The 21,377-nt window shown below is 64.7% G+C and carries 23 protein-coding genes; 10 read left to right on the top strand and 13 right to left on the bottom strand.

Going from position 1 to position 21,377, the window contains the following annotated elements; translation table 11 throughout:
* Positions 1 to 3 precede the first annotated feature (3 nt).
* On the top strand, positions 4 to 597 hold the full coding sequence (locus AC4NN3_RS02615; protein ID WP_491925567.1) for a DUF4282 domain-containing protein: 594 nt from the start codon (positions 4 to 6) through the stop codon (positions 595 to 597).
* A 73-nt stretch (positions 598 to 670) separates the two neighbouring features.
* On the opposite strand, the gene AC4NN3_RS02610 is transcribed toward AC4NN3_RS02615, so the two are convergent.
* Positions 671 to 1,045: a DoxX family protein gene (locus AC4NN3_RS02610; protein WP_491925566.1), complete on the bottom strand. Its 375-nt coding sequence runs from the start codon at positions 1,043 to 1,045 to the stop codon at positions 671 to 673.
* A 237-nt stretch (positions 1,046 to 1,282) separates the two neighbouring features.
* Between AC4NN3_RS02610 and rimO the strand changes: the two genes are divergently transcribed.
* A complete protein-coding gene (gene rimO / locus AC4NN3_RS02605; RefSeq protein ID WP_491925565.1) occupies positions 1,283 to 2,614 on the top strand; it encodes a 30S ribosomal protein S12 methylthiotransferase RimO in 1,332 nt (443 codons plus the stop codon).
* Positions 2,615 to 2,653: 39 nt separating this feature from the next.
* On the opposite strand, the gene AC4NN3_RS02600 is transcribed toward rimO, so the two are convergent.
* Together AC4NN3_RS02600 and AC4NN3_RS02595 are read right to left on the bottom strand one after the other, a co-directional pair.
* Positions 2,654 to 3,871, bottom strand: a complete 1,218-nt coding sequence (locus AC4NN3_RS02600; RefSeq protein WP_491925564.1) for an HPP family protein — start codon at positions 3,869 to 3,871, stop codon at positions 2,654 to 2,656.
* A 105-nt stretch (positions 3,872 to 3,976) separates the two neighbouring features.
* Complete coding sequence (locus AC4NN3_RS02595) at positions 3,977 to 4,915, bottom strand: phytanoyl-CoA dioxygenase family protein (RefSeq protein ID WP_491925563.1); 939 nt, start codon at positions 4,913 to 4,915, stop codon at positions 3,977 to 3,979.
* A gap of 132 nt (positions 4,916 to 5,047) precedes the next feature.
* On the opposite strand from AC4NN3_RS02595, the gene AC4NN3_RS02590 reads away from it, so the two are divergent.
* The gene (locus AC4NN3_RS02590; RefSeq protein WP_491925562.1) at positions 5,048 to 5,902 is read left to right on the top strand and encodes a helix-turn-helix domain-containing protein; all 855 of its coding nucleotides are present in this window, start codon (positions 5,048 to 5,050) and stop codon (positions 5,900 to 5,902) included.
* A 124-nt stretch (positions 5,903 to 6,026) separates the two neighbouring features.
* On the opposite strand, the gene AC4NN3_RS02585 is transcribed toward AC4NN3_RS02590, so the two are convergent.
* Positions 6,027 to 6,947 carry a phosphotriesterase family protein gene (locus AC4NN3_RS02585; protein ID WP_491925561.1) on the bottom strand — a complete coding sequence of 307 codons (921 nt, stop codon included), beginning with the start codon at positions 6,945 to 6,947 and terminating at the stop codon, positions 6,027 to 6,029.
* Between the two features lie 125 nt (positions 6,948 to 7,072).
* Between AC4NN3_RS02585 and AC4NN3_RS02580 the strand changes: the two genes are divergently transcribed.
* The 4 genes from AC4NN3_RS02580 to folK are packed head-to-tail and all read left to right on the top strand — an operon-like array spanning position 7,073 to position 10,545.
* Positions 7,073 to 8,842, top strand: coding sequence for an SLC13 family permease (locus AC4NN3_RS02580; protein WP_491925560.1), 1,770 nt, complete (start codon positions 7,073 to 7,075; stop codon positions 8,840 to 8,842).
* Positions 8,842 to 9,711: a dihydropteroate synthase gene (gene folP, locus AC4NN3_RS02575; RefSeq protein ID WP_491925559.1), complete on the top strand. Its 870-nt coding sequence runs from the start codon at positions 8,842 to 8,844 to the stop codon at positions 9,709 to 9,711. Before AC4NN3_RS02580 ends, folP begins: the two co-directional genes overlap by 1 nt.
* A gap of 4 nt (positions 9,712 to 9,715) precedes the next feature.
* The gene (folB, locus tag AC4NN3_RS02570) at positions 9,716 to 10,102 is read left to right on the top strand and encodes a dihydroneopterin aldolase (protein ID WP_491925558.1); all 387 of its coding nucleotides are present in this window, start codon (positions 9,716 to 9,718) and stop codon (positions 10,100 to 10,102) included.
* Complete coding sequence (gene folK / locus AC4NN3_RS02565; RefSeq protein WP_491925557.1) at positions 10,099 to 10,545, top strand: 2-amino-4-hydroxy-6-hydroxymethyldihydropteridine diphosphokinase; 447 nt, start codon at positions 10,099 to 10,101, stop codon at positions 10,543 to 10,545. Before folB ends, folK begins: the two co-directional genes overlap by 4 nt.
* On the opposite strand, the gene AC4NN3_RS02560 is transcribed toward folK, so the two are convergent.
* Genes AC4NN3_RS02560 through AC4NN3_RS02540 form a run of 5 tightly spaced genes read right to left on the bottom strand, consistent with a single transcriptional unit; the run spans position 10,542 to position 14,679 of the window.
* Positions 10,542 to 11,321 carry an ATP12 family chaperone protein gene (locus AC4NN3_RS02560; RefSeq protein ID WP_491925556.1) on the bottom strand — a complete coding sequence of 260 codons (780 nt, stop codon included), beginning with the start codon at positions 11,319 to 11,321 and terminating at the stop codon, positions 10,542 to 10,544. The genes folK and AC4NN3_RS02560 overlap by 4 nt on opposite strands.
* 4 nt (positions 11,322 to 11,325) lie before the next feature.
* The gene (locus AC4NN3_RS02555; protein WP_491925555.1) at positions 11,326 to 11,988 is read right to left on the bottom strand and encodes an HAD-IA family hydrolase; all 663 of its coding nucleotides are present in this window, start codon (positions 11,986 to 11,988) and stop codon (positions 11,326 to 11,328) included.
* Positions 11,985 to 12,971, bottom strand: coding sequence for an RluA family pseudouridine synthase (locus AC4NN3_RS02550; RefSeq protein ID WP_491925554.1), 987 nt, complete (start codon positions 12,969 to 12,971; stop codon positions 11,985 to 11,987). Before AC4NN3_RS02550 ends, AC4NN3_RS02555 begins: the two co-directional genes overlap by 4 nt.
* A complete protein-coding gene (crcB, locus tag AC4NN3_RS02545; protein WP_491925553.1) occupies positions 12,968 to 13,348 on the bottom strand; it encodes a fluoride efflux transporter CrcB in 381 nt (126 codons plus the stop codon). Before crcB ends, AC4NN3_RS02550 begins: the two co-directional genes overlap by 4 nt.
* A gap of 2 nt (positions 13,349 to 13,350) precedes the next feature.
* Entirely contained in the window at positions 13,351 to 14,679 is a 1,329-nt protein-coding gene (locus tag AC4NN3_RS02540; protein ID WP_491925552.1) for a replication-associated recombination protein A, read from the bottom strand.
* 133 nt (positions 14,680 to 14,812) lie between these two features.
* On the opposite strand from AC4NN3_RS02540, the gene AC4NN3_RS02535 reads away from it, so the two are divergent.
* Positions 14,813 to 15,196, top strand: coding sequence for a VOC family protein (locus AC4NN3_RS02535; RefSeq protein WP_491925551.1), 384 nt, complete (start codon positions 14,813 to 14,815; stop codon positions 15,194 to 15,196).
* Between the two features lie 46 nt (positions 15,197 to 15,242).
* On the opposite strand, the gene AC4NN3_RS02530 is transcribed toward AC4NN3_RS02535, so the two are convergent.
* A complete protein-coding gene (locus AC4NN3_RS02530; protein WP_491925550.1) occupies positions 15,243 to 16,712 on the bottom strand; it encodes a Do family serine endopeptidase in 1,470 nt (489 codons plus the stop codon).
* A gap of 201 nt (positions 16,713 to 16,913) precedes the next feature.
* Between AC4NN3_RS02530 and AC4NN3_RS02525 the strand changes: the two genes are divergently transcribed.
* Both AC4NN3_RS02525 and AC4NN3_RS02520 read left to right on the top strand, forming a co-directional pair.
* Positions 16,914 to 18,095, top strand: coding sequence for a type III PLP-dependent enzyme domain-containing protein (locus tag AC4NN3_RS02525; protein WP_491925549.1), 1,182 nt, complete (start codon positions 16,914 to 16,916; stop codon positions 18,093 to 18,095).
* Between the two features lie 101 nt (positions 18,096 to 18,196).
* Positions 18,197 to 18,736: a P-loop NTPase family protein gene (locus AC4NN3_RS02520; protein WP_491925548.1), complete on the top strand. Its 540-nt coding sequence runs from the start codon at positions 18,197 to 18,199 to the stop codon at positions 18,734 to 18,736.
* Here AC4NN3_RS02520 and AC4NN3_RS02515 read toward each other — a convergent pair.
* The 3 genes from AC4NN3_RS02515 to AC4NN3_RS02505 form a co-directional block, all read right to left on the bottom strand.
* Entirely contained in the window at positions 18,733 to 19,776 is a 1,044-nt protein-coding gene (locus AC4NN3_RS02515; RefSeq protein WP_491925547.1) for an NAD-dependent epimerase/dehydratase family protein, read from the bottom strand. The genes AC4NN3_RS02520 and AC4NN3_RS02515 overlap by 4 nt on opposite strands.
* Before the next feature lie 77 nt (positions 19,777 to 19,853).
* Positions 19,854 to 20,279, bottom strand: a complete 426-nt coding sequence (gene rplQ / locus AC4NN3_RS02510; RefSeq protein ID WP_193335652.1) for a 50S ribosomal protein L17 — start codon at positions 20,277 to 20,279, stop codon at positions 19,854 to 19,856.
* Positions 20,280 to 20,311: 32 nt separating this feature from the next.
* Positions 20,312 to 21,337 (bottom strand): DNA-directed RNA polymerase subunit alpha, encoded by a 1,026-nt coding sequence (locus AC4NN3_RS02505; protein WP_232846842.1) that lies wholly within the window; start codon positions 21,335 to 21,337, stop codon positions 20,312 to 20,314.
* Positions 21,338 to 21,377 lie beyond the last annotated feature (40 nt).

The following is a 21,377-nucleotide window of genomic DNA, read 5'->3' as shown; positions in this document are numbered from 1 at the left end:
GTCATGACGCTGGACGACCTCAAGCGCCTGTTCACCCGCCAGACCCTGTTCCGGCTCGATGCCATTCTCTCGCCCAAGCTGGTGCCCATCCTTTATGCCCTGGGTCTGGCCGCCATCCTGCTCTGGGCCGTCAGCCACCTCTTCCTCACCTTCGGCTACGGTTTCGGCATGGGCCTGTGGGGGATTCTGGAAATCCTCGTCTTCGGCCTGCTCTCGCTGATCGGCCTGCGCATTGCCTGCGAGGCGCTGCTGGTCTGGTTCAAGACCCATGAGACAAGCGGCGACACGGTCAACCGCGCGCGCTATTCCTCCTCGCTGATCGACGAGGTGCGCGACGCCATTCGCGACCTGGCCGAGCATGGTGACGAAGCCGACTATGCCGAGGCCGACGAATATATCACCCCGGCCACCGATCCGGCCCCCTATGTGGCCCCGGCCAGCACGCCGCGCCCGGCCGCCGCTGCGGCCCCGGCCACCCCGGTGACGCCGGCCACCGCCGTCGCCGGCAGCGAGGCGCCCCGCGCCCCGGCCACCAAGCCGGGCGAAACCTTCAAGCCGCGCCGCACCGCCAAGCGCACCCCGCCGACCAAGCCCTGATCAGTACGCTAAGGTACAAAAAAGGCCGCCCGGACAAGCGTCTGGGCGGCCTTCTTGATTTGTGAGTTCAAGCTTACTTCTTGTTGACGCTCCAGGCGCCCGGACCGGCAAACACCAGGTACAGGAAGACAAAGCAGAACAGGATGGCCGCGTCGCCGCCATTGGCCTGCGGGAAGATGCTGGCGGGGAAATGGAACATGAAATAGGCCACGGCCATCATGCCGCTCAGCACGAAGGACACGGGACGGGTGAAGAAGCCGACCAGCACGGCCAGGCCGCCGATCACCTCAAGCAGGCCACCGATCAGCATCAGGCCCTCTGTGGGGCCGGCAGCGGCGACGGGAAAGCCGAACAGCTTCTGCGTGCCATGGGCGATGAACAGGAGGGCGGTGACGATGCGCAGCACGGCGAGGGCCTGCGGCGCGTAGGCGGAGAGACGATCGAACATTGGTTTTCCTTAGGATGAACTGTGCCGCGCAGGCGCAGCGCCGACAGCCATAGCCATGTGTCCGACTCGCCGCAAACGAAACAATGAACGACGCATCGTTCGACGATCGGCACCAATCCTCCGCCGCCGCCCGCGCAGACCAGCCCCGCACCGGCCGGGGGACAGTCACATTGCGTAACCGTCAAATTCTCTGTATGACGCGCGCAATCCTTTCCCGTTTCGGAATATCAAGCTCTCATGAGCCAAGCGCCTAAAATCGGCCTCGTCAGTCTCGGCTGCCCCAAGGCCCTCGTCGACAGCGAGCGCATCATGTCCACCCTGCGCGCGCAGGGCTACTCGTTCAGCCGCGACTATGCCGGCGCCGACATCGTGCTGGTCAATACCTGCGGCTTCCTCGACAGCGCCAAGCAGGAATCGCTCGAAGCCATCGGCGAAGCGCTCAGCGAAAACGGTCGCGTCATCGTCACCGGGTGCCTCGGCGTCGAAGAAGAGCTGATCCGCAAGACCCATCCTTCGGTGCTGGCCATTTCCGGGCCCCACCAATACGAGAACGTGGTCAATGCCGTCCACGAGCACCTGCCCCCCGTCCCCAACCGCTTCCTCGACCTGGTGCCCGAACAGGGTCTCAAGCTGACCCCGCGCCACTATGCCTATCTCAAGATTTCCGAGGGCTGCAACAACCGCTGCTCCTTCTGCATCATCCCGCAGATCCGTGGCGACCTGGCCTCCCGCCCCGCCGCCGGCATTCTGGGCGAGGCCGAGGGCCTGATCCGTTCCGGCGTCAAGGAACTGCTGGTGATCTCCCAGGATACCAGCGCCTATGGCGTCGACATCAAATATGCCGAGAGCAATTATCGCGGCCGGCCGGTCAAGGCCAAGTTCTATGACCTGGCCAAGGAACTCGGCCAGCTCGGCGCCTGGGTGCGCCTGCACTATGTCTATCCCTATCCCCATGTCGACCAGGTGATGGAGTTGATGGCCGAGGGCCTGGTGCTGCCCTATCTCGACATTCCCTTCCAGCACGCCTCGCCCAGCGTGCTCAAGGCCATGCGCCGTCCCGCCCACCAGGACAAGACGCTCAACCGCATCCTCAAGTGGCGCGAGCAGGTGCCCGACCTCACCGTGCGCTCCAACTTCATCGTCGGCTTCCCCGGCGAGACCGAGGACGATTTCGAAATGCTGCTCGATTTCATCGAGGAAGCCGAGATCGACCGCGCCGGCTGCTTCAAATATGAGCCCGTCACCGGCGCTCCGGCCAATGAACTCGAGGGCATCGTTCCCGACGACGTCATGCAGGACCGCTTCGAGCGGCTGATGGAAGTGGCGCAGAATGTCTCGACCGGCCAGCTCGCCAAGAAGGTCGGCCGCACCATCCAGGTGCTGGTCGACGACGTGCAGCCCGAGAGCAACAAGGCCATTGCCCGCTCCAAATGGGACGCGCCCGAGATCGACGGCCAGGTCATCATCGCCAATGCCACCGGCATCAAGCCGGGCGACATGCTCGATGTGCTGGTCACCGACAGCGACGAATACGACCTGTTCGCCACCCCGATCGCCAATCTGAACTAGATTCGTTTTCAGGCACTTGCCGGCTTTTCCGGACTCAAGTCATGAGGCGCTGCCCACCGGCGGCGCCTTTTGCATGCCGGCCTGCTCTGGCGCCTGCGCTGCGCCGCCCAGCGACACCGCATACATCGCCGCCATCACGTCGGACTGGGTGAGCATGCCCACCAGCCTGCCGTCATCGTCCACCACCGGCAGGTGATGCAGCCCGGCATCGACCATATGCGGCACCACCTGGGCAATCGGCGTGTCCGGATGCGCCGCGCGGACCGGCGCGCTCATGATATCCTCGACCCGGCCCTTGAGCGCCCGGTCCGAATTGCTCAGCGCCCGCAGCCGCCATCCCAGCCCCGAGCCGGTGGCCGACATGCCCCAGTCGGCCTTGTCCAGCAGATCGGTCTGGGTGAGGATGCCGATCACCCGATTGTCCGCATCCACCACCGGCAGCGCCTTGATATGGTGGGCGCGCAGATGCCGCAGCGCCTCGCGCAGGCTGGTCTTGGGCCCGACCGACAGCACATCCCGGCTCATCACCTGTCCGCAGCTGACGCCGGCCGAGCGCCGGTCATAGGCGCGAATCTCGGCAAGATGCAGAATATCCGCCAGCTGGTCGGGCGCCACCGGCAGCACCATGTCATGCTGTGCCAGCACCGCGCTGATATCGGCCTGCGACACGCCCAGCCGGCCGGTCGGCAGCGGATCGGCCGTCTTGTGAATATTGACCGCCGGCCCGGGCGTCAGGTGCGGATAGCGCCGTCCGGTCAGGTTGTTGAACACCAGCGCCACTGCCAGCAGCAGCAGGGAATTGATCAGCACCGGCCAGATGACGAAACCATAGCCGGCCGCGGCAATGCTGGGCCCGCCCAGCACTGCGGTAAGCGCCACCGCCCCGCTGGGCGGATGCAGGCAGCGCAAGGCCATCATCGCCGCAATGGCCAGCCCGGCGGCAAGCCCCGCCGCCAGCATGGGATCGCCGACATAGCGCAGGCAGGTCACTCCGATCAGAGCCGACACGGTATTGCCGCCAATGATCGACCAGGGCTGCGCCAGCGGGCTCATCGGCACGGCAAACAGCAGCACCGCCGAGGCGCCCATCGGCGCAATCAGCAGCGGCACATCGCTGCCGCTCAGCGCCAGGCTGGCAATGGTACCGGTAATGACGATGCCGAACAGCGCCCCGATCGAGGCGCGCAGGCGCTCCCCCAGGCTGACCGGGGCCAGGCCGGGGACGAAACGCTTGAAGAAGGGGATGACGCTGGACATGGGCGAGCCCTGTAGCAGGCCCGCGCAGCACCGCCAACTGCGCGGCGCCAGCCACCCTCCCATTCTCGAGAGGGTGGCTGAGGGACCTCGGCCACCTCTACCGGCTCAGTGCCAGCCTTTCAACCCCAGCAGCTTCTCGCCCAGTTCGGTCAGTTCAGCCGTGGTCGCATTCTTTTTCTCCCAGTCGCGCGGATCGCCGGGAAAGGCGTCGCGCTGGGGGTGGTCCAGTTCGCGCCACAGCCGGATGCGCTCGACCCGTTCGGCTTGATTGCCCTCATCGGCCGGGAACATCGAAATATACTGCGCCATGCGCACCCGGCCGTCGGAATGGTTGGGCCGCACGCCATGGGCCAGCAGCGTGTTGAAGATCATCAGGTCGCCCGGCTCCATCTCGATATTGGTGATGGTGAGCCCCGTGGTGTCCGGATGCATCGGATCGCGATCGGCCGGCTGGGTCTTCACCCAGTCGTCGAAATTGTAGAACAGCTCGGGAATGCACTGGAAACCGCCGACATCGCCGTCCTGCTTGACCAGGCTCAGCACACCCTGCACGCCGATCGGCAGCGGATCGAGCGAGGTATCGCTGTCCCAGTGGATGAAGCCATTGGGATTGCCCTTGACCTTTTTGGGTACGTTCAGATTCGCCCGGTCGATGCTGGTCCACAGCTCCTCCATGTCCCAGATGTCGACAAAGGCGTCATAGACGCGCGGCGTCATCCGGTTATCCCAGAGATATTGGTGGTTGTAGATCTCCACCATGCCGGTGCCGTTGAGCTCCTTCATGATGTGGTCGCGCCGCTGCGGCGTGTACCAGGTGGCCGGATCAGCCGGATTCTTTTCTTCAAATTCCCACAATAAGGCCTTGAGCCGCTCCACATTTTCCGGCGGCACCGCATTGCGCACAATCACATAGCCGCGCGTCTGCCAGTGCTCCCAGTCGGCCGGGCTCAGCACCCGCAGCGGCAGCGTCTTGACGATGTCCTTGAGCGGGGTGGTCACCACCTGCGTGGTGGGGTGGCTGTCGCGCTTGGTTGCTGGCTGCATCTCGGTCTCCCATTGTCCTGCCCCCTTCGGGCCTGGTTGTGGCATCAGGCTATGCCGAGCCGCGCCGCCGCGCTTGCCCGGAGCTGGCTATGATTGATACTATTCTGGCGTAACGCAGGCCCATTCCGCCACATGAAGCCCTATCTCGAACATCTCACCGCCGATGATGGCGCCTCCTGGGCGACGCTCAACCGTCGGCTGGACGATGGCATTCCCTTCCAGTGGCACCACCATCCCGAGTTCGAGCTGACTCTGACGCTGAACTCGCAGGGCCAGCGCTTCATTGGCGACCATATCGGCCGCTATGACCACGGCGACCTGGTGCTGATCGGCCCCTATCTGCCCCATACCTGGCATTCATTGGCCCGCCCAAATGCCGGCCAGCCCCATACCGCGCTGGTCATGTGGTTCCTGCCCGACTGGGCCGAACGGCTGACGGCAAATGCCGAACTGCGCCCGGTGGCCGCCCTGCTGGCCCGGGCGGCCACCGGCCTGCAGTTTTCCCCCGCCATGGCCGCCCGCATGCGCCCGCTGATCGAGACGCTGTTCACCCAGCCGGCCGTGGAGCGCTTTATCGGCCTGGTCCGGCTGCTGACCATTCTCGCGGAGGATCGCGAGGCCACGCCTTTATCGGCCACCGCCCCCGAACTGGCTCTGGCCGCCACCAATCGCGGCCGCATCGACCGCGTGCTTACCCATATTCACCAGCACTTCGCCGCGCCGATCGGCCTGGCCGACCTCGCCGATATCGCCGCCCTCAGCCCCTCGGGCCTGCATCGCACCTTCCGGCGCCACACCAGGCAGACGGTCAGCCAGTACCTGATCCGCCTGCGCATCGGTCGCGCCTGCGCCCTGCTCTCCTCCGGCGCCATGCCCATCGGCCAGATCGCCGGCGCAGTCGGCTATGACTCGCTGGCCAATTTCAACCGCCAGTTCAAGGCGCTCAAGGGCACCACGCCGCGGGAATATCGGGCCGCGTTTTTATGAGATGAGGGGTTCCCACCTGGCCTCCCCCTGAAGGGCGAGAAACGGATCGGGTATTTGGCACGAACATGCCCCACCCACCGCACGGTCCCTCCCCCTTTTAGGGGGGAGGCTCGGTTGGGGAAAACTACCGCGCAAACGCCTCGAACGGGTTGGTCTGGGTCAGTTGCACGATCATCGCCTCGTCCACTCCGGCCACGCGCAGCTTGGGCAGGACGCTGTCGACCAGATGCGTATAGGGTCTGGGCGACCCGCCACCGGGTTGGGCCGGGTCATACCAGCCCAGATCGTGGCTGAGCAGCAGCTGGTCGCCGAGCCCAGCTTCCAGCGCCCGGAGAATCAGCGCCACGACCTCGTCATCCGGTTCACGCCCGACATGATCATATTCGATCCAGGCACCGCGCGCCGCCACCGCCTTGTGCAAGTCGAAATCCGGCTCGGCCTGGGTATGGATGGAAATGAAGCGTTTGGCGGTGTAACCGGCTTCCTCGATGATATCGAGCTGGTCCATCACCACACGACCCCTGATCGTGTGCGAGCCGATCACGGCATTGCAGGCCTTGGCCGCCCGGGCCGCTGCCCGCAGGATTTTGGCTTCGATCGGGGTGATGCCGTCATCGCCGGCGCTGACCTTGATCCAGGCCGCGACCACGCCGGTGTCCCCTACGCCCGTCGTCAGTTCGCCCAGCATATGCGCCTCGAGCGCTTCCTCGCTGGCCGTGCGCACCCAGTCGGGAATCCACGGCTCGCGATAATTGCCGGTCGGCACCACGATGGGAAAGCCGGTGGCCAGCGACACGGCGAGGTCCAGATCCACGCGCAGCCCCACCCCACCGGTCGAGCATTCCACCAGAGCGGTAATGCCCTGCGCCTTGATCGCCTCGATCTGCGGCGCCATCAGCGCCACCACGTCGGCCGCCTCGGCCTGGGCATAGCCGGGCTGGTCGGGCGTGCGCAGGTCTACGAACACATGTTCATGCGGCAGGATCATGCCCAGCTGCTCCCGGCGCAACAGTCCCAGTGTGGTGAAAAGGCGTCTATCCGGCATGTCTGTTCCTCCCTCGAAATTCCATTCGGTTCCCGTGTTTATAAGCAGGCAAGTCGATTTTGTCCCTTGTCTCCGGACCGGCTCTGAGGTGAGTTGGGCACCGTTCGGCTTCTGACAGGAACAACATGACCCTTCCGCAAATTCTGGCCTTCCTGTTGATTGGCGCCATGATGGTGGCTTTCATCTGGGGCCGCTGGCGCTATGACGTGGTTGCCGTCTGTGCCCTGCTGGCCGGACTTGCCTTGGGCGTTGTCGCTCCCGGCGACGCCTTTACCGGCTTTGCCGATGACATTGTCATCATTGTCGGCAGCGCCCTGGTCGTCAGCGCCGCCGTGTCGCGCTCGGGCATCATGGAGGTGGCGGTGCGCCGCTTTGCCCCCAACCTGTCGGGTCCGCGCGCCCAGTTGATCCTGCTGGTGGTCGTGGTGGCCGTGCTCAGCGCCTTCATCAAGAATATCGGCGCCCTGGCCATCATGATGCCCATCGCCTTCCAGATGGCCCGGCGGTCGGGGGTCTCGCCCTCGCTCTTCCTGATGCCGATGGCCTTTGCCTCGCTGCTGGGCGGGCTGATGACGCAGATCGGCACCTCGCCCAATATCATCGTCTCGCGCGTGCGCATGGAGCTGACCGGCACCCCCTTCACCATGTTCGACTACACCCCCGTCGGCCTGGCGCTGACCGTGGTCGGCCTGGTCTTTCTCGCCCTGTTCTACAAGCTGCTGCCCGAGCGTCAGCGCGAATCCCAGGGCATGGACAGCGCCGTCGACATCAAGAACTACACGACCGAGGCCCGCGTCACCGAGGACTCCTCGGCCATTGGCCGCACCATCGGCGAGATCCAGGCTCTGGCCGACGGCCGCGGCATGGTCACCCGCATCATGGGCACCGGCGGCCGCACCCGCACGCCCCTGCCCGACGCCAAGCTGCGCGCCGGCGACATCCTGCTGATTGCCGGCGAACCGGATGCCCTCGACAAGATGGTCAACCAGTCCGGCATGGTATTTTCCGAGCGCCGCGGCGCGGCGACCAAGGACGCCGCCGATTTCGGCGTCATCGAGGCCGTCGTCGGCGAAAGCTCGGGCCTGATCGGCGCCACCGCGCAGGAACTCACCCTGTTCGACCGTACCGGCCTCAACCTGCTGGCCGTCAGCCGCCGCGACGAACGCTTTACCGAGCGGCTCGGCCAGATCCGCTTCCAGAATGGCGACGTGATCCTCATCCAGGGCCATATCAACCGCCTGCCCGAACTGCTGCGCGAATGGGACTGCCTGCCGCTGGTCGAACGCGGCCTGCGCCTGGGCAGCATCCGCAACGGCCTGCTGCCGCTGGCTATCCTGGCCGTGGCCATGGGCGCCACCGCGCTGGGTCTTGTGCCGGTTGCTCCCGCCTTCTTTGCTGCAGCCGTGGCCATGGTGCTCAGCCGCGCCGTGCCGCTGCGCGACGTCTATGCCCAGCTCGATGCGCCCATCCTGATCATGCTGGCCTGCCTGATCCCGGTCGCCGATTCCCTGCAGAGCACCGGCGGCACCGACGTCATTGCCAGCTGGCTGTCCGCCACCGCCAGCGTGCTGCCCGGCTGGGGGGCGCTGGCCCTGATCATGGTGGCGGCCATGGCCGTCACCCCCTTCCTCAACAATGCCGCCACCGTGCTGGTCATGGCGCCCATTGCCGCCACCTTCGCCACCGATCTGGGCTACCAGCCCGAGGCCTTCCTGCTGGCGGTGGCCATTGGCGCCGGCTGCGACTTCCTCACCCCCATCGGGCACCAGTGCAACACGCTGGTCATGGGACCGGGCGGCTACAAGTTCGGCGATTACTGGCGGCTGGGCGCACCGCTCTCGATCATCGTGGTGCTGGTAGCCGTGCCCATGCTGATGCTGGTCTGGCCGTTCTGATGCACAGTACCCACACCATCCGCCTGCCCCGGCATCCGCCACTGCAGCTCGGCCGGACGGCCCTGGTGATGGGCATCCTCAATGTCACGCCAGACAGTTTTTCCGATGGTGGACGGCACAATCTGGTCGAACACGCCCTCGCCCATGCCCGCCAGATGTTGGCCGAGGGCGCCGACATCATCGATATCGGTGGCGAAAGCACGCGGCCCGGCGCCGAGCCGGTACATGTGCAGGAAGAGCTCGACCGCGTCCTGCCGGTAATCGATGCGCTGATCGCCGAAGGCATTGCCGCGCCCATCTCCATCGACACCTTCAAGCCGCTGGTCGCCGACCAGGCCATCCAGGCGGGCGCCAGCATCATCAACGACGTGCATGGCCTGCAGGGCGCGCCCGAAATGGCCGAGGTCGCCGCCCTCTATGGCGTGCCCGTCATTGCCATGCACTGGGACAAGGCGCGCGACCCCGGAGAGCCGCTGCTCGATGCGATGCAGCGCTACTTCGCCACCACCATCGACAGGGCCCGCCAGGCCGGCATTGATCCCGGTCAGCTGATCCTCGATCCTGGCTTCGGCTTCGGCAAGACCCTGGCCGAAAATTACGCCATTCTGCAAAATCTCCGCGCCGCCTGTACATCATCCGTTCATACTGGTGACCAAATGGCGACCATGGTCGGCACCTCGCGCAAGTCGATGATTGGCAGGCTGCTCGATGCCCCCGTGGATAACCGCCTCGCCGGCACGATCGCCACCAGCGTGCTGGGCTATGTCCAAGGCGGGCATATCTTTCGCGTGCATGACGTCAGGGCCAATCGCGACGCCCTTCGCGTCGCCGAGGCAACGCTGTATGGTCCGCCTGCAGCGCTGGGGTAAAGCAATGGCCGACGCATTCACGGGCGACCGTATCATCCTGAAAGATCTGGGCTTTTACGGCTACCACGGGGTCTTTGCCGAGGAGGAGAAGCTCGGCCAGCGATTCTTCATCGATCTCGAACTGGGCACCGACCTGGCCGCCGCCGCCGCCAGCGACCGGCTGGGCGACAGCATTTCCTATGCCGACATCTATGACGTGGTCAAAGCCAGCTTCGAAACCCGGCGCATGAAGCTGCTCGAGGCCGTGGCCGGCAATATCGTCACCGATCTTTTCGCGGCTTTTCCAGGCGTTAGCTGGATCACCATCCGCCTGCGCAAGCCCGAAGCGCCGATCGCCATGGTGCGCGGCGAAGCCGCCATCGAGCTGCATCGCCAGCGGAAGCCGGCATGATGGCGACCGCCTGGCTCAGCCTCGGCGCCAATATCGGCAATCCCCGCGCGCAGCTGGCGCAGGCCGTGCAGGCCATCGACGATCACGCCGATATCACCGTCACAGCCCAGTCCACCGTGCTGACGACCGCCCCCTGGGGCAAGACCGACCAGCCCGACTTCGCCAATATGGCCATCACGGTGCAAACCAGCCTCGAACCCATTGCGCTGCTTGATGTCCTGCTGGGTATTGAGCTGGCCATGGGCCGCGTCCGCAAGGAGGTCTGGGGTCCAAGGCTGATCGATATTGACATCATCGCCTATGATCGGCTGGTGCTGAAATCCCCGCGCCTGACCCTGCCCCACCCGCATGCGCATGAGCGCGACTTCGTGACGGTACCGCTGGCCGAAATCGCCCCGGACACCGTGGCCTGGGTCATCGCCACCGGCACCGGTCCCGCTTAGGCGCGCATCGCTTCCAGCACGGCCACGGCGGTGTCGAACTCGACCCGACGCATCGCCCGCCGTGCCACGGCTTCCTCGTCTTCGCCCCACTGGGAAATCTGGAAATCCTCGTCCACATGCGCCGCCGCCCAGACCGCGTCGGCATCGAGCAATCTGTGCCAGAATCCCAGGGTCAGCAGGCCTGAGCCGGTCAGCCCGGTCATCGACACCATGGCGGTCAACGTCAGCAGCTGTTCCCCCTCCAGCGCCTCGGCCAGCCGATCCAGCGTTGCCTGCGGCTGCTTCTGGTGCTGGATGGCAAAGGTGGGCTGGAAGCTGACGCCGAAATGCCGCGCCAGCCGCACCAGCGCCCCGTCCCAGTGCTCTTCCTGCGCCGCCACCAAAGGCTGCGGGCTGTCGGCCCGATAGAGCAGCAAGTCGCCGCCGGCAAACTTGATGATCTCGGCGCGAAAGGCGGGGATAATCTTCTCGCCGCTTTCGACGCCCGAATTGATCAGCCGCACCATGGGCATGGTGCCCGGATTGATGAACTCGCCCTGCGCCGCCCATTCCCCGGCCATGGCCGTGGCAATCGGCGCCACCGGCACCACGACGGGGATCTTGAGCCCTGGTGCCTTCACCGGCCGCCCGTCCAGCGTCACCCCGAAGCCGCCCTCGACGGGCGCTACGGCGACGTCCTTGTAGAACCGCTTGGGCAGCTCGACCTTGTTGAGGTGTTGTGCGCGGCCATAGCCGTCATTGAGGTGCTTCTGGATGTCGTCGAGCTGGTCGCGCATGGCTTTACTTCACGAATTGACGGATGGCGCCGTCCAGTTGGTCAAAGCGGTCGATCATGGTGCTGGCGCCCGCCGCGATCAGCTCGCGCGGTTCGTGGTAGCCCCAGGTCACGCCGATGGTCCTGCAACGCGCGGCCACGCCCATGTCGATATCGAAAGTGGTGTCGCCGATCATCACCGTCTGCTCCGGCCCAATGCCGGTTTCCCGCATCGCGGTTTCCAGCATGCCCGGATGCGGCTTGCTCGGATTGTGGTCGGGCGTCTGCAGCGTGGTGAAATAGTTGGCCACGCCATGCAAAGCCAGCAGGCGATGCACGCCATTGAGGCCCTTGCCGGTGGCAATCCCCAAAACGGCGTCGTCGCGGGCATTGAGCTGCTGCAGGGCCTCGATTGCGCCCGGAAACAGGCCCTCGCGGCCTTGATCAGTCAGCACCGAGGCGCGATAATGCGTGCGATAGGCCTCGACCAGTCCGCCGATCAGCACGGCGTCGTCGGTCGCGGCCAGCCTCGCCATGGCTACCGGCAGCGACAGGCCGATGACCCGGCGCGACTGTGCTGGCGTCGGCTCGGCCAGGCCCATGGTCCGAAAGGTGGCGGCCATGTGCTCGGTGATCAGCGCCTCGGTATCGAGCAGCGTCCCGTCCATGTCGAACATGACAAGGATCATATGCCGTCCTCGGGATCGCCGCTGGAATCGTAGCGGTCCGGATCAAAGCCCAGCGTCTCGAAGCTGTGCCGCATATGCGGCGGCAGCGGCGCCGATACATCGAGCCGCTCGCCATTGCGCAGCGGAATGGCGATGCGGCGGGCATGCAGGTGCAGGCCATAGCTCAGCCCCGGCGCGCCCTGCCAGTTCTCGATGTTGAAATAGCGCGGATCCCCGATGATCGGTGTGCCCAGTTGGGCCATATGCACGCGCAGCTGGTGCGTGCGACCGGTGACGGGCTTGAGCGTCACCCAGGCAAAGCGCCGGCTGGCCGTATCGGTGGTCGAATAATAGCTCATCGAATGCTGCGCGCCCGGCGTGCCGTTCTTGACCACGGCCATCTGCTCGCCATCGTCTGTCGATTGCCGGGCCAGGAAGCACGAAATCTCGCCCTGCTGCGGGTGCGGATTGCCGGCGACGATGGCCCAGTAGATCTTGCGCGCCGAACGCGAGCGGAATACTTCGCCGAAATGGCTGGCGGCCTGCTTGGTCTTGGCCACAATCAGGCAGCCCGACGTATCACGGTCGAGCCGGTGCACCAGGCGCGGCGGCTCGCCCTTCTTGTTGGGCAGGCTCTTGAGCATGCCGTCCAGGTGCCGCTTCATCCCCGTGCCGCCCTGCACGGCCAGGCCATGCGGCTTGTTGAGCACATAGATGTCGTCATCCTCGTACATGATCATGTCGCGGATGAACTGGGCGTCGTCATCGCTGACGGTGACCGGCTTGACCACGCCCGGATCATCGATCGGCGGAATGCGCACCACCTGGCCCGGCGACAGCCGCGTGCTGGTCGTGACCTTGGCCTTGTCGACCTTGACCTCGCCATTGCGGATCAGTTTCTGCAGCCGACCAAAGCCGAGCTGGGGGAAATGGTGGGCAAACCAGCGATCGAGACGCATGCCGTCCTCGTCGCCCTCTACCTGCCGCTGTTGTACGCCACTCATGCCACGCCTCGGGTCATCAAAAGCCCGAGATAAAGCCCAATGAGGCAGAGCACAACCGACAACAGCACATATAAGCCAGCCTGCAGCAGCGCACCGCGCTCGATCAGCACGATGGTGTCGAGCGAAAACGCCGAAAATGTCGTGAAACCACCCAGCACGCCGACGGCCACGAACAGGCGCAGCTCGCCCTGTTGCGGCGGCATGAAGCGCGCCAGCAGGCCGATGAACACCCCCATCAGCACCGAGCCGGTGATATTGACCAGCAAGGTCGCCAGCGGAAACGACAGCGGCCACCACCGGCCGATGATCGAGCCTAAGCCATAGCGCGACATGGCGCCGATCGCGCCGCCAAGGCCGACGAGGAGATAGGGATACATGTCTAGACCTCGTCCTTGTTCGCCTTGGCTGCCCGCAGCCGCTCGAAATAGTCCAGCCGTTTGCGGTAATCCCGCTCGGCACCACGCTCTACCGGCTCATAAAAGCTCTGCCGGCCAATGGCTTCGGGGAAATACTCCTGCCCCGAAAACCCTTCCGGAGTGTCGTGGTCGTAGATATAGCCCTCGCCATAGCCGCTCCCCTTCATCAGCTTGGTCGGGGCATTGAGGATGACCATGGGCGGCATCGGCGAGCCAGTGGACTTGGCCACGCTGCTGGCCGCCTTGAAGGCTGTATAGACGGCGTTGGATTTGGGGGCGAGCGCCAGATAGACCACGGTCTGCGCCAAAGCCAGCTCGCCCTCGGGCGAACCCAGCATCTGGAACGCATCGCGCGCCGCCACGGCCTGCGGCAAAGCCAGCGGATCGGCCAGGCCAATGTCTTCCACGGCCATGCGGATCAGCCGCCGCGCCAGGAACAGCGGATCCTCGCCGGCGTCGAGCATGCGCGCGAAATAATACAGCGCCGCATCAGGATCGGAGCCGCGAATGGTCTTGTGCAGCGCTGATATCAGATTGTAGTGGCCGTCCTGCGCCTTGTCATAGATTGGCGCCCGCCGCTGCACCACAGTGAGCAGGCCCGCCGTATCGAGCATTTCGTCCTGCCGGGTTGAGGCCAGGACCTCCTCCACAAGGCCCAGCAGCGCCCGCCCGTCGCCATCGGCCAGCGTCAGCAGGGTCTGCCGCGCCTCGGGCTCCAGCGGCAGCGTGGCCCCCGTCAGCGCCTCGGCACGCGCCACCAGGGCCTCAAGGTCCGCGGAGGAGAGGGATTCAAAGCGCAGCACCTGGCTGCGCGACAGCAAAGCGGCATTGAGTTCGAAGGACGGGTTCTCGGTGGTCGCGCCGACCAGCACCACCGTACCGTCTTCCATCACCGGCAGGAAGCCATCCTGCTGGGCGCGGTTGAAGCGGTGGATCTCGTCGACAAAGAGCAGGGTCTTGTGCCCGCTCAGCCGCTCGAAGCGCGCCTTCTCGAACACCTTCTTGAGGTCCGCCACGCCGGAAAACACCGCCGAAATCTGCTCGAAGCGATAGCCAATCTGATCAGCCAGCAGCCGCGCCACCGTGGTCTTGCCGGTCCCGGGCGGCCCCCAAAGGATCAGCGACCCCAGCCGGCCGGAGGCGATCATGCGGCGCAGCGTGCCATTGGGCCCCAGCAGATGGCCCTGCCCGATCACCTGGTCGAGCGCGCGCGGCCGCAACTGGTCGGCCAGCGGGCGGGCGGTGTCGCTGTCGACGACGCTTTCGGGATCGGCTGCAAACAGATCGGCCATGCCAGATATCACTTCAAAATCATCGGCCCGCGGCGGGCGCTTGGCCAAAACAAACAGTCGAGAAACTGCTGACGCGCCCTGTCAGCAGCGAGCTCTATCAGCACGACACCATCAGTTTCGACGGAGGACCACCATGATAGACCATTCCGGCATCAGCGTAACCGACTTTGACCAGGCCAAGACCTTCTATGAACAGGCCCTGGCGCCGCTGGGTTCCCGCTTCCTCGTGCAGATCCCGCCCGAGCATACCGGCGGCGTCAAAGTCGGCGGCTTCGGCCAGGACAGCGCCGCCTTCTGGATCACCGAGGGCGAGGCGCAACGGCCACCCGCCCATTTCGCCTTTTCCGCCCAGACCCATGCCCAGGTCGATGCCTTCTACCAGGCGGCCATGGCGGCGGGCGGTACCGACAATGGCGGACCGGGCCTGCGGCCGCATTACCACGCCACCTATTACGCCGCCTTCGTCCGCGATCCGGACGGCAACAATATCGAAGCGGTCTGCCACGCGCCGGCATAGGTCGGCCGACGCCCCGGCGCCGCTGGCGTCGGGGTGCCGTTGGTAACTAACCGCTGACGATACTGCGCATCACCCTGCCCCCGCGCTGCAGGATGATCTGCCAGGTGCGTACCCGCTGGGACGCGGTATCGGCAAAAGCCTTGGCCGTGTCCATGGCCACGTCATTGAGCGAGAGGATCACATCGTCAACCCGCAGGCCCATCTGCTCGGCCGGTGACCCGGGCTCAACCGCCGTGACGATCACCCCCTTGGCGTCATAGGGCAGGCCCTTGGCCTCGGCCAGAGCCGCATCGAGCTGCGCCACGCTGGTGCCGGCAAAGCGCGAATTGCCGCTGATCGCCGCCATCTGGCTGGCGTCGAGCACCGGGGCGGCCTCGACGGTGAAATCGACGCTCTCGGTGACGCCGGCCCGCAGCCGTTGCAACACCGCCCGCTCGCCGATGGGCTTGGTGGCCAGCCGGAAGTTGAAGCTGCTCGGGTCGTCGACCGCCGTACCGTCCACGCTGAGCACCACATCGCCCGAGACAAAGCCAGCCCTGGCGGCAGGACCATCGGGCGCCACCTCGGTGATCAGCGCCCCATGCGGCGCCACCATACCCAGGCTGGCGGCTATGTCCGCATTGACCGCCTGCAGCTTGGCCCCGAACCAGGGGCGGATGATGTCGCCGCCATTGACGCCGGCCTCGGCCACCAGCCGGGCCATATTGGCCGGGATGGCAAAGCCGATGCCCACCGAGCCGCCGCTCTGCGAATAGATGGCCGTATTGATGCCCACCAGATGCCCATCCATGTCGACCAGTGCCCCGCCCGAATTGCCCGGATTGATCGCCGCATCGGTCTGGATGAAGAACTCGTAGTCGGACTGCTCGACGCCGGTCCGCGCCAGCGCCGAAACGATGCCGCTGGTCACCGTCTGGCCAACGCCGAAGGGATTGCCGATGGCCAGCACCAGGTCGCCGACCTCCAGGCTATCGGAATTGGCGAAGGTAATGGCCGGAAAGCGGGTGTCAGCCGGGTCGCGCACCCGCAACACGGCCAGATCGGTTTGGGCGTCCTCGATCACCACGTCGACGGCGAACTCGCGGCCATCCGACAGAGCAATGCGCACGTCGGTCGCGCCCTCGATGACATGCCGGTTGGTCAGGATGACCCCGCCCGCTTCCACGATGACGCCCGAGCCCAGCGACTGCGACTCGCGCGGCCGGCTCTGGAACTGCTGCTGACCGAAGAAGCGCGAGAAGAACGGATCATTGGCGAAGGGGGAGACCGCCCTCTGCTCTATGCGCGTGGCATAGACATTGACCACTGAGGGCGAGACGGCCTTGACCACCGGCGCAAAGCTGAGCTTGACCTGGGCAGCGCTGCTCGGCACCGCTGGCGCCTCCAGCTGTGGCGTTGCAGGCGCCACGGCAACCTGTGCCAGGCTTGGCGCGTTCCAGGGGGCAAAGGCGAGCGTACCCCCGATTGCCAGGACCATGATCGCCACACCCGCCAGCAGCAGCCTACGCATCGACATCAATTCAACCTCCGGCCATAGTGACAAACCGGCAGATCCGGTTGGTCTGGGCGCCACGCAAGCGCCTGAAATCGGGCACGAAAATGACGTCACGCCAGTGACGCATTTGCCGCCCAAATAATCGTTTGCGCGAGGGGGCATGCCGCCCTATATGCAGCGCTCATTTTCTCGCATTCCCCAGCCCTGAAAGGCCAGTCGTCCATGACCACCGAGCCGAACCACGTTTACCCGAACACCTCTGCGCTTATCGCAGCCGAAGCCCCCGATTTTCCGGCTTTCCTGTTCTCTGAACGTGAGCTGCACAAGGCGACAAAGGTCTTTCGCAAGGGCTTTGACGGATTGCTGACCTATGCGGTGAAATGCAACCCCTCCCCGCACATCATCGCCCAGTTGCACCGCGAAGGGCTCAAGGCATTCGACGTCGCCTCCAATACCGAAATGGAACTGGTGCGTGACAATGCGCCGGGCGCGGCGATGCACTACAACAACCCCATCAAGAACAAGCGCGAGATCGCCCGCGCCTATGAGGAGTTCGGCGTCCGCTCCTTCACCATCGATCACCCCCAGCAGCTCGACCAGCTGGCTGCCGTGGTCTCGCCATCGCGCGATGTTGAAGTGACCACCCGCTTCAAGGCCGGCAAGGCGCTCAAGTCCTATGACTTCGGCATCAAGTTCGGCGTCATGGAACAGGGCGCCGCCGAGATCGTCACCATGGTCGAGCAGATGGGGTATACGCCCAGCCTGTGCTTCCATGTCGGCAGCCAGTGCGAAGATGCCTATGCCTATGAGCGCCACATCGCCGCGGCGGCCCGCATCGTCGAGGAATCGGGCATCGAGCTCAAGCGCCTCAATATCGGTGGCGGCTATCCGGCCCCCTACCCGACCAGCGAAGCCCCGCCGATGGACTATTATTTCGAAACCATCAGCACGGCGGTCAACGACCACTTCGGCGAGAAGCGCAAGCCCGAGCTGATCATCGAGCCCGGCCGCGCGCTGGTGACCAGCTCGACCTCGCTGCTGCTGCGCGTCAAGCATCAGCGCGGCGGCCAGTCGGTCTATGTCAATGACGGCGCCTATGGCAGCCTGATGGAAGTCAAGTTCATGCACTTCACCCCGCCGGTCCGCGTCTGGCGCGGCGCGCGCGTGCATGACAATGACCAGGAATTTTCCGATTTCACCATCTGGGGGCCGACCTGCGACAGCTATGACGTCCTGCCCCAGGTGTTCACCCTGCCGGCCGATATCGACGAGGACGACTGGATCGAATTCGGCCTGATGGGCGCCTATACCCAGGCCTCGCTGACCCCGTTCAACGGTTTTGACCGCCGCGACCAGTACTATGTCGAGGAAGCCTATACCGGCAAAGACCAGCAGCCCGAATAGTCCGCTTCACCCACCATGCTCAAATCCCCGCTTCGGCGGGGATTTTCGTCTCTACCTTCCGGCCTTTTCCACCCCGATCCACCTCCATATCGGAACTGAAAATGCACCCCATTCCGCCCTTGGCCGATCTCGGCCGCCGCATCATGGTCACCGGCCCCAGCAATGCCGGCAAATCCACGCTCGCCCACGCTATCGGAGTCAGGCTGGGCATCCTGCCCATCCATCTTGACCAGTTCAGCCACCTGCCCGGCACCGACTGGCAACCGCGCGATGTCGCCGAATTCCATGCCCTGCACGACGCGGCCATCCTGGCAGACCAATGGGTGATGGACGGCAATTACTCCGCGATCATGCCGCAGCGCTATGCCCGCGCCACCGGGGTCATCGTCATCGATGACCATTTCCTCGGTCGCTATATCCGCTATTTCCGCCGCACTCTGTTTGAACCGCAGCGTATTGGTGGTCTCGAGGGTGGCCGGGACAGCGTCAAATGGACGATGATCACCTGGATCTGGAAGACGCGCGATGCCAGCAAATACCGGCGCATGGCCACGAGCAGCGGCCTTCCCGTGGTCATCTGCCGCTCGATGGACGAACTGGACCAGCTCTACCGGGCCTGGTCGCTGCCGCATCCCGGCTAGAGCGTTCCCGGCAGCGTCACCCGGCCGAAACGGATCAGGCTCTCCGCCGCGGCAACCACGGCCTCCCGGCTGGAGATCAGGGGCCCACCCAGCAAGGCCTCGGCCTTGTCCCGGTCATAGTGCTTTTCATGGCCCAGCTCATGCACGTAGCCGCCCAGCGGCCCGCCAAAGGCCGCCGACAGACGGATGCGCCAATCGGGAAGGATATCCATGCTGACCGGCCAGTCCGTAAAAGCCGCGGCCAGGATGAAGGCCATGTGGCTGAAACTGACATAGTCCGAGGCCGCCAGATAGCGTTGACCGATGCTGTCCTCCTTGTGCAGCGCCGCCACCAGCAGGGCCGCCACATCGCGTACATCCACCACCGAAACGCCATTGCCCGGCAGCCGGGGCCGCGAGCCATCCAGCAGCCAGCCAATCAGTTGCAGCGACGCACTGACATCGCCATCAAGCGCCAGCCCGAGGATAAGTCCGGGATGGATTGTCGTCAGTTCCACCCCCTCCTGGCGGGCATAAGCCCAGGCCGCCCGCTCCGCCATAGTGGCCGCCACACACGCGGCACCGGGGCGCCGCATCGCGTCCAACTGCGTGACGTCTTCAGCGGTAAAGTTGTGCACCCCGCTCAACGGCCCATGCCCATAGGCCACGGCCGCTACCGAGGACGTCATGACGATCCGCCTGACCCCGGCCAGCGTGGCAAAGCGCAGTACCCGCTCGGTGCCCTCCACGGCGGGCCCGATGATCCGCTGGGGATTATCCGGCTCCCCGGCCAGCACAACGCCTGCAGCATGGATAATCGCATCGATCCGCAGCATCGCCCGCAGCCAGCCATTGTCCAGCAGCAGGTTGAGCTTGACGAAACTTAGGCGGTACAGCACGTCCTCGCCCAATTGGGCGATCACCGCCTGCCGCACCGCCTCGGCCTTGTCATCGGACCGGACCGCGGCACGCACGGTAAAGCCGGCGCGCAGCAGCTCGATCACGGTCCACTTGCCGACAAATCCGCTCGCCCCTGTCACCAATATCTGGCCGGTCCGCATGTCAGGCCTCCATGCAAGCAAAAGGCGGCCACGGAATGAACCGCAGCCGCCTTGAAAAGTCTATGCGAGACAGAAGCTTATGCGGCTTCGTACTCGTCGTCCTCACGGACCTGCACAGGACCGCTATCGAGGCCCTTGGCATTGACGTCGCGATCGACGAATTCGATGATCGCCAGCGGGGCATTGTCGCCGTAGCGGAAGCCAGCCTTCATGATGCGGATATAGCCGCCCTGGCGTTCCTTGTAGCGCGGGCCAAGCACTGCAAAGAGCTTGGCAACCTGACCTTCGTCGCGCATCTGCGCGATGGCCTGGCGACGAGCGTGCAGATCGCCGCGCTTGCCCAGGGTGATCAGCTTCTCGACGATCGGACGCAGGTCCTTGGCCTTGGGAAGCGTGGTCAGGATCTGCTCGTGCTTGATCAGCGCGGCAGACATATTGGCGAACATGGCCTTGCGGTGGCTGGCAGTCCGGTTAAGTTTGCGACCTGAATTACCGTGGCGCATGGTGGTCTCCTAAAGTGCTTGGCAGCGCGCGATCAATAATGATCTTCATAACGCTTGGCGAGGTCATCGATATTCTCGGGTGGCCAGTTGGCAACGTCCATTCCGAGATGAAGCCCCATCTGAGCCAGGACTTCCTTGATTTCGTTGAGCGACTTGCGGCCGAAATTGGGCGTCCGCAGCATCTCGGCTTCTGTCTTCTGGATCAGGTCGCCGATATAGACGATGTTGTCGTTCTTCAGGCAATTGGCCGAACGAACCGACAGTTCGAGTTCGTCGACCTTCTTGAGCAGCGCCGGGTTGAAGGCCAGTTCGGGAACCGAATCCTGGGCCTTTTCCTTGCTGGGCTCTTCGAAGTTCACGAATACCGACAGCTGGTCCTGGAGGATGCGCGCGGCATAGGCCAGTGCATCTTCCGGCGAGACGGCGCCATTGGTCTCGATCTGCAGGGTCAGCTTGTCCTTGTCCAGGCTTTCGCCGGCACGGGTAGCATCGACCTTGTAGCTCACGCGACGAACCGGCGAAAACAGCGCATCGACCGGGATATAGCCGATCGGTGCATCTTCGGGACGGTTCTTTTCAGCGGCAACGTAACCCTTGCCGGTATCGACGGTGAACTCGATATTGATTTCGGCGCCGTCATCGAGATGGCAGATGACCAGCTCGGGGTTCAGCACTTCAATGTCGCCGGTGACCTTGATGTCGCCGGCGGTCACGGCACCCGGACCCTGCTTGGACAGAGCGAGGCGCTTTGGGCCCTCGCCGCCCATGTTCAACGCGATTTCCTTCACATTGAGCACAAGGTCGGTAATGTCTTCACGCACGCCCGGAAGCGAGGAGAATTCATGCAGGATGCCGTCAATCTGGATTGCGGTAACTGCCGCGCCCTGAAGCGACGACAGCAGCACACGACGAAGAGCGTTACCCAAGGTAAGCCCGTAACCGCGCTCAAGCGGCTCGGCAACCACCGAGGCCACGCGCGCGTTGTCGCTGCCCGAAACAATCTCCAGCTTGGTCGGCTTGATCAGTTCTTGCCAGTTCCTCTGGATCGTCACGGTTATGTCCTTTCAAAATCGCGGCTCCAGCCCGAGCCGCTCCGCC

The sequence above is a fragment of the Devosia sp. MDV22-iso42 genome (assembly GCF_058629155.1).
Note: the sequence above shows the minus strand (reverse complement) of the source record. Positions and strands in the feature narration are given on the sequence as shown.

Bases quoted from the DNA above. Each gene is read 5' to 3' on its own strand.
- AC4NN3_RS02515 (WP_491925547.1), bottom strand. From the start codon at position 19,776: ATGCGGACCGGCCAGATATTGGTGACAGGGGCGAGCGGATTTGTCGGC.
- AC4NN3_RS02600 (WP_491925564.1), bottom strand. From the start codon at position 3,871: ATGTCCAGCGTCATCCCCTTCTTCAAGCGTTTCGTCCCCGGCCTGGCC.
- crcB (WP_491925553.1), bottom strand. From the start codon at position 13,348: ATGTATCCCTATCTCCTCGTCGGCCTTGGCGGCGCGATCGGCGCCATG.
- AC4NN3_RS02550 (WP_491925554.1), bottom strand. From the start codon at position 12,971: ATGAGTGGCGTACAACAGCGGCAGGTAGAGGGCGACGAGGACGGCATG.
- AC4NN3_RS02580 (WP_491925560.1), top strand. From the start codon at position 7,073: ATGACCCTTCCGCAAATTCTGGCCTTCCTGTTGATTGGCGCCATGATG.
- AC4NN3_RS02615 (WP_491925567.1), top strand. From the start codon at position 4: ATGACGCTGGACGACCTCAAGCGCCTGTTCACCCGCCAGACCCTGTTC.
- AC4NN3_RS02610 (WP_491925566.1), bottom strand. From the start codon at position 1,045: ATGTTCGATCGTCTCTCCGCCTACGCGCCGCAGGCCCTCGCCGTGCTG.
- AC4NN3_RS02585 (WP_491925561.1), bottom strand. From the start codon at position 6,947: ATGCCGGATAGACGCCTTTTCACCACACTGGGACTGTTGCGCCGGGAG.
- AC4NN3_RS02540 (WP_491925552.1), bottom strand. From the start codon at position 14,679: ATGGCCGATCTGTTTGCAGCCGATCCCGAAAGCGTCGTCGACAGCGAC.
- folP (WP_491925559.1), top strand. From the start codon at position 8,842: ATGCACAGTACCCACACCATCCGCCTGCCCCGGCATCCGCCACTGCAG.
- AC4NN3_RS02520 (WP_491925548.1), top strand. From the start codon at position 18,197: ATGCACCCCATTCCGCCCTTGGCCGATCTCGGCCGCCGCATCATGGTC.
- AC4NN3_RS02555 (WP_491925555.1), bottom strand. From the start codon at position 11,988: ATGATCCTTGTCATGTTCGACATGGACGGGACGCTGCTCGATACCGAG.
- AC4NN3_RS02590 (WP_491925562.1), top strand. From the start codon at position 5,048: ATGAAGCCCTATCTCGAACATCTCACCGCCGATGATGGCGCCTCCTGG.
- rimO (WP_491925565.1), top strand. From the start codon at position 1,283: ATGAGCCAAGCGCCTAAAATCGGCCTCGTCAGTCTCGGCTGCCCCAAG.
- AC4NN3_RS02525 (WP_491925549.1), top strand. From the start codon at position 16,914: ATGACCACCGAGCCGAACCACGTTTACCCGAACACCTCTGCGCTTATC.
- folK (WP_491925557.1), top strand. From the start codon at position 10,099: ATGATGGCGACCGCCTGGCTCAGCCTCGGCGCCAATATCGGCAATCCC.
- AC4NN3_RS02530 (WP_491925550.1), bottom strand. From the start codon at position 16,712: ATGTCGATGCGTAGGCTGCTGCTGGCGGGTGTGGCGATCATGGTCCTG.
- AC4NN3_RS02595 (WP_491925563.1), bottom strand. From the start codon at position 4,915: ATGCAGCCAGCAACCAAGCGCGACAGCCACCCCACCACGCAGGTGGTG.
- AC4NN3_RS02535 (WP_491925551.1), top strand. From the start codon at position 14,813: ATGATAGACCATTCCGGCATCAGCGTAACCGACTTTGACCAGGCCAAG.
- AC4NN3_RS02560 (WP_491925556.1), bottom strand. From the start codon at position 11,321: ATGCGCGACCAGCTCGACGACATCCAGAAGCACCTCAATGACGGCTAT.
- folB (WP_491925558.1), top strand. From the start codon at position 9,716: ATGGCCGACGCATTCACGGGCGACCGTATCATCCTGAAAGATCTGGGC.
- rplQ (WP_193335652.1), bottom strand. From the start codon at position 20,279: ATGCGCCACGGTAATTCAGGTCGCAAACTTAACCGGACTGCCAGCCAC.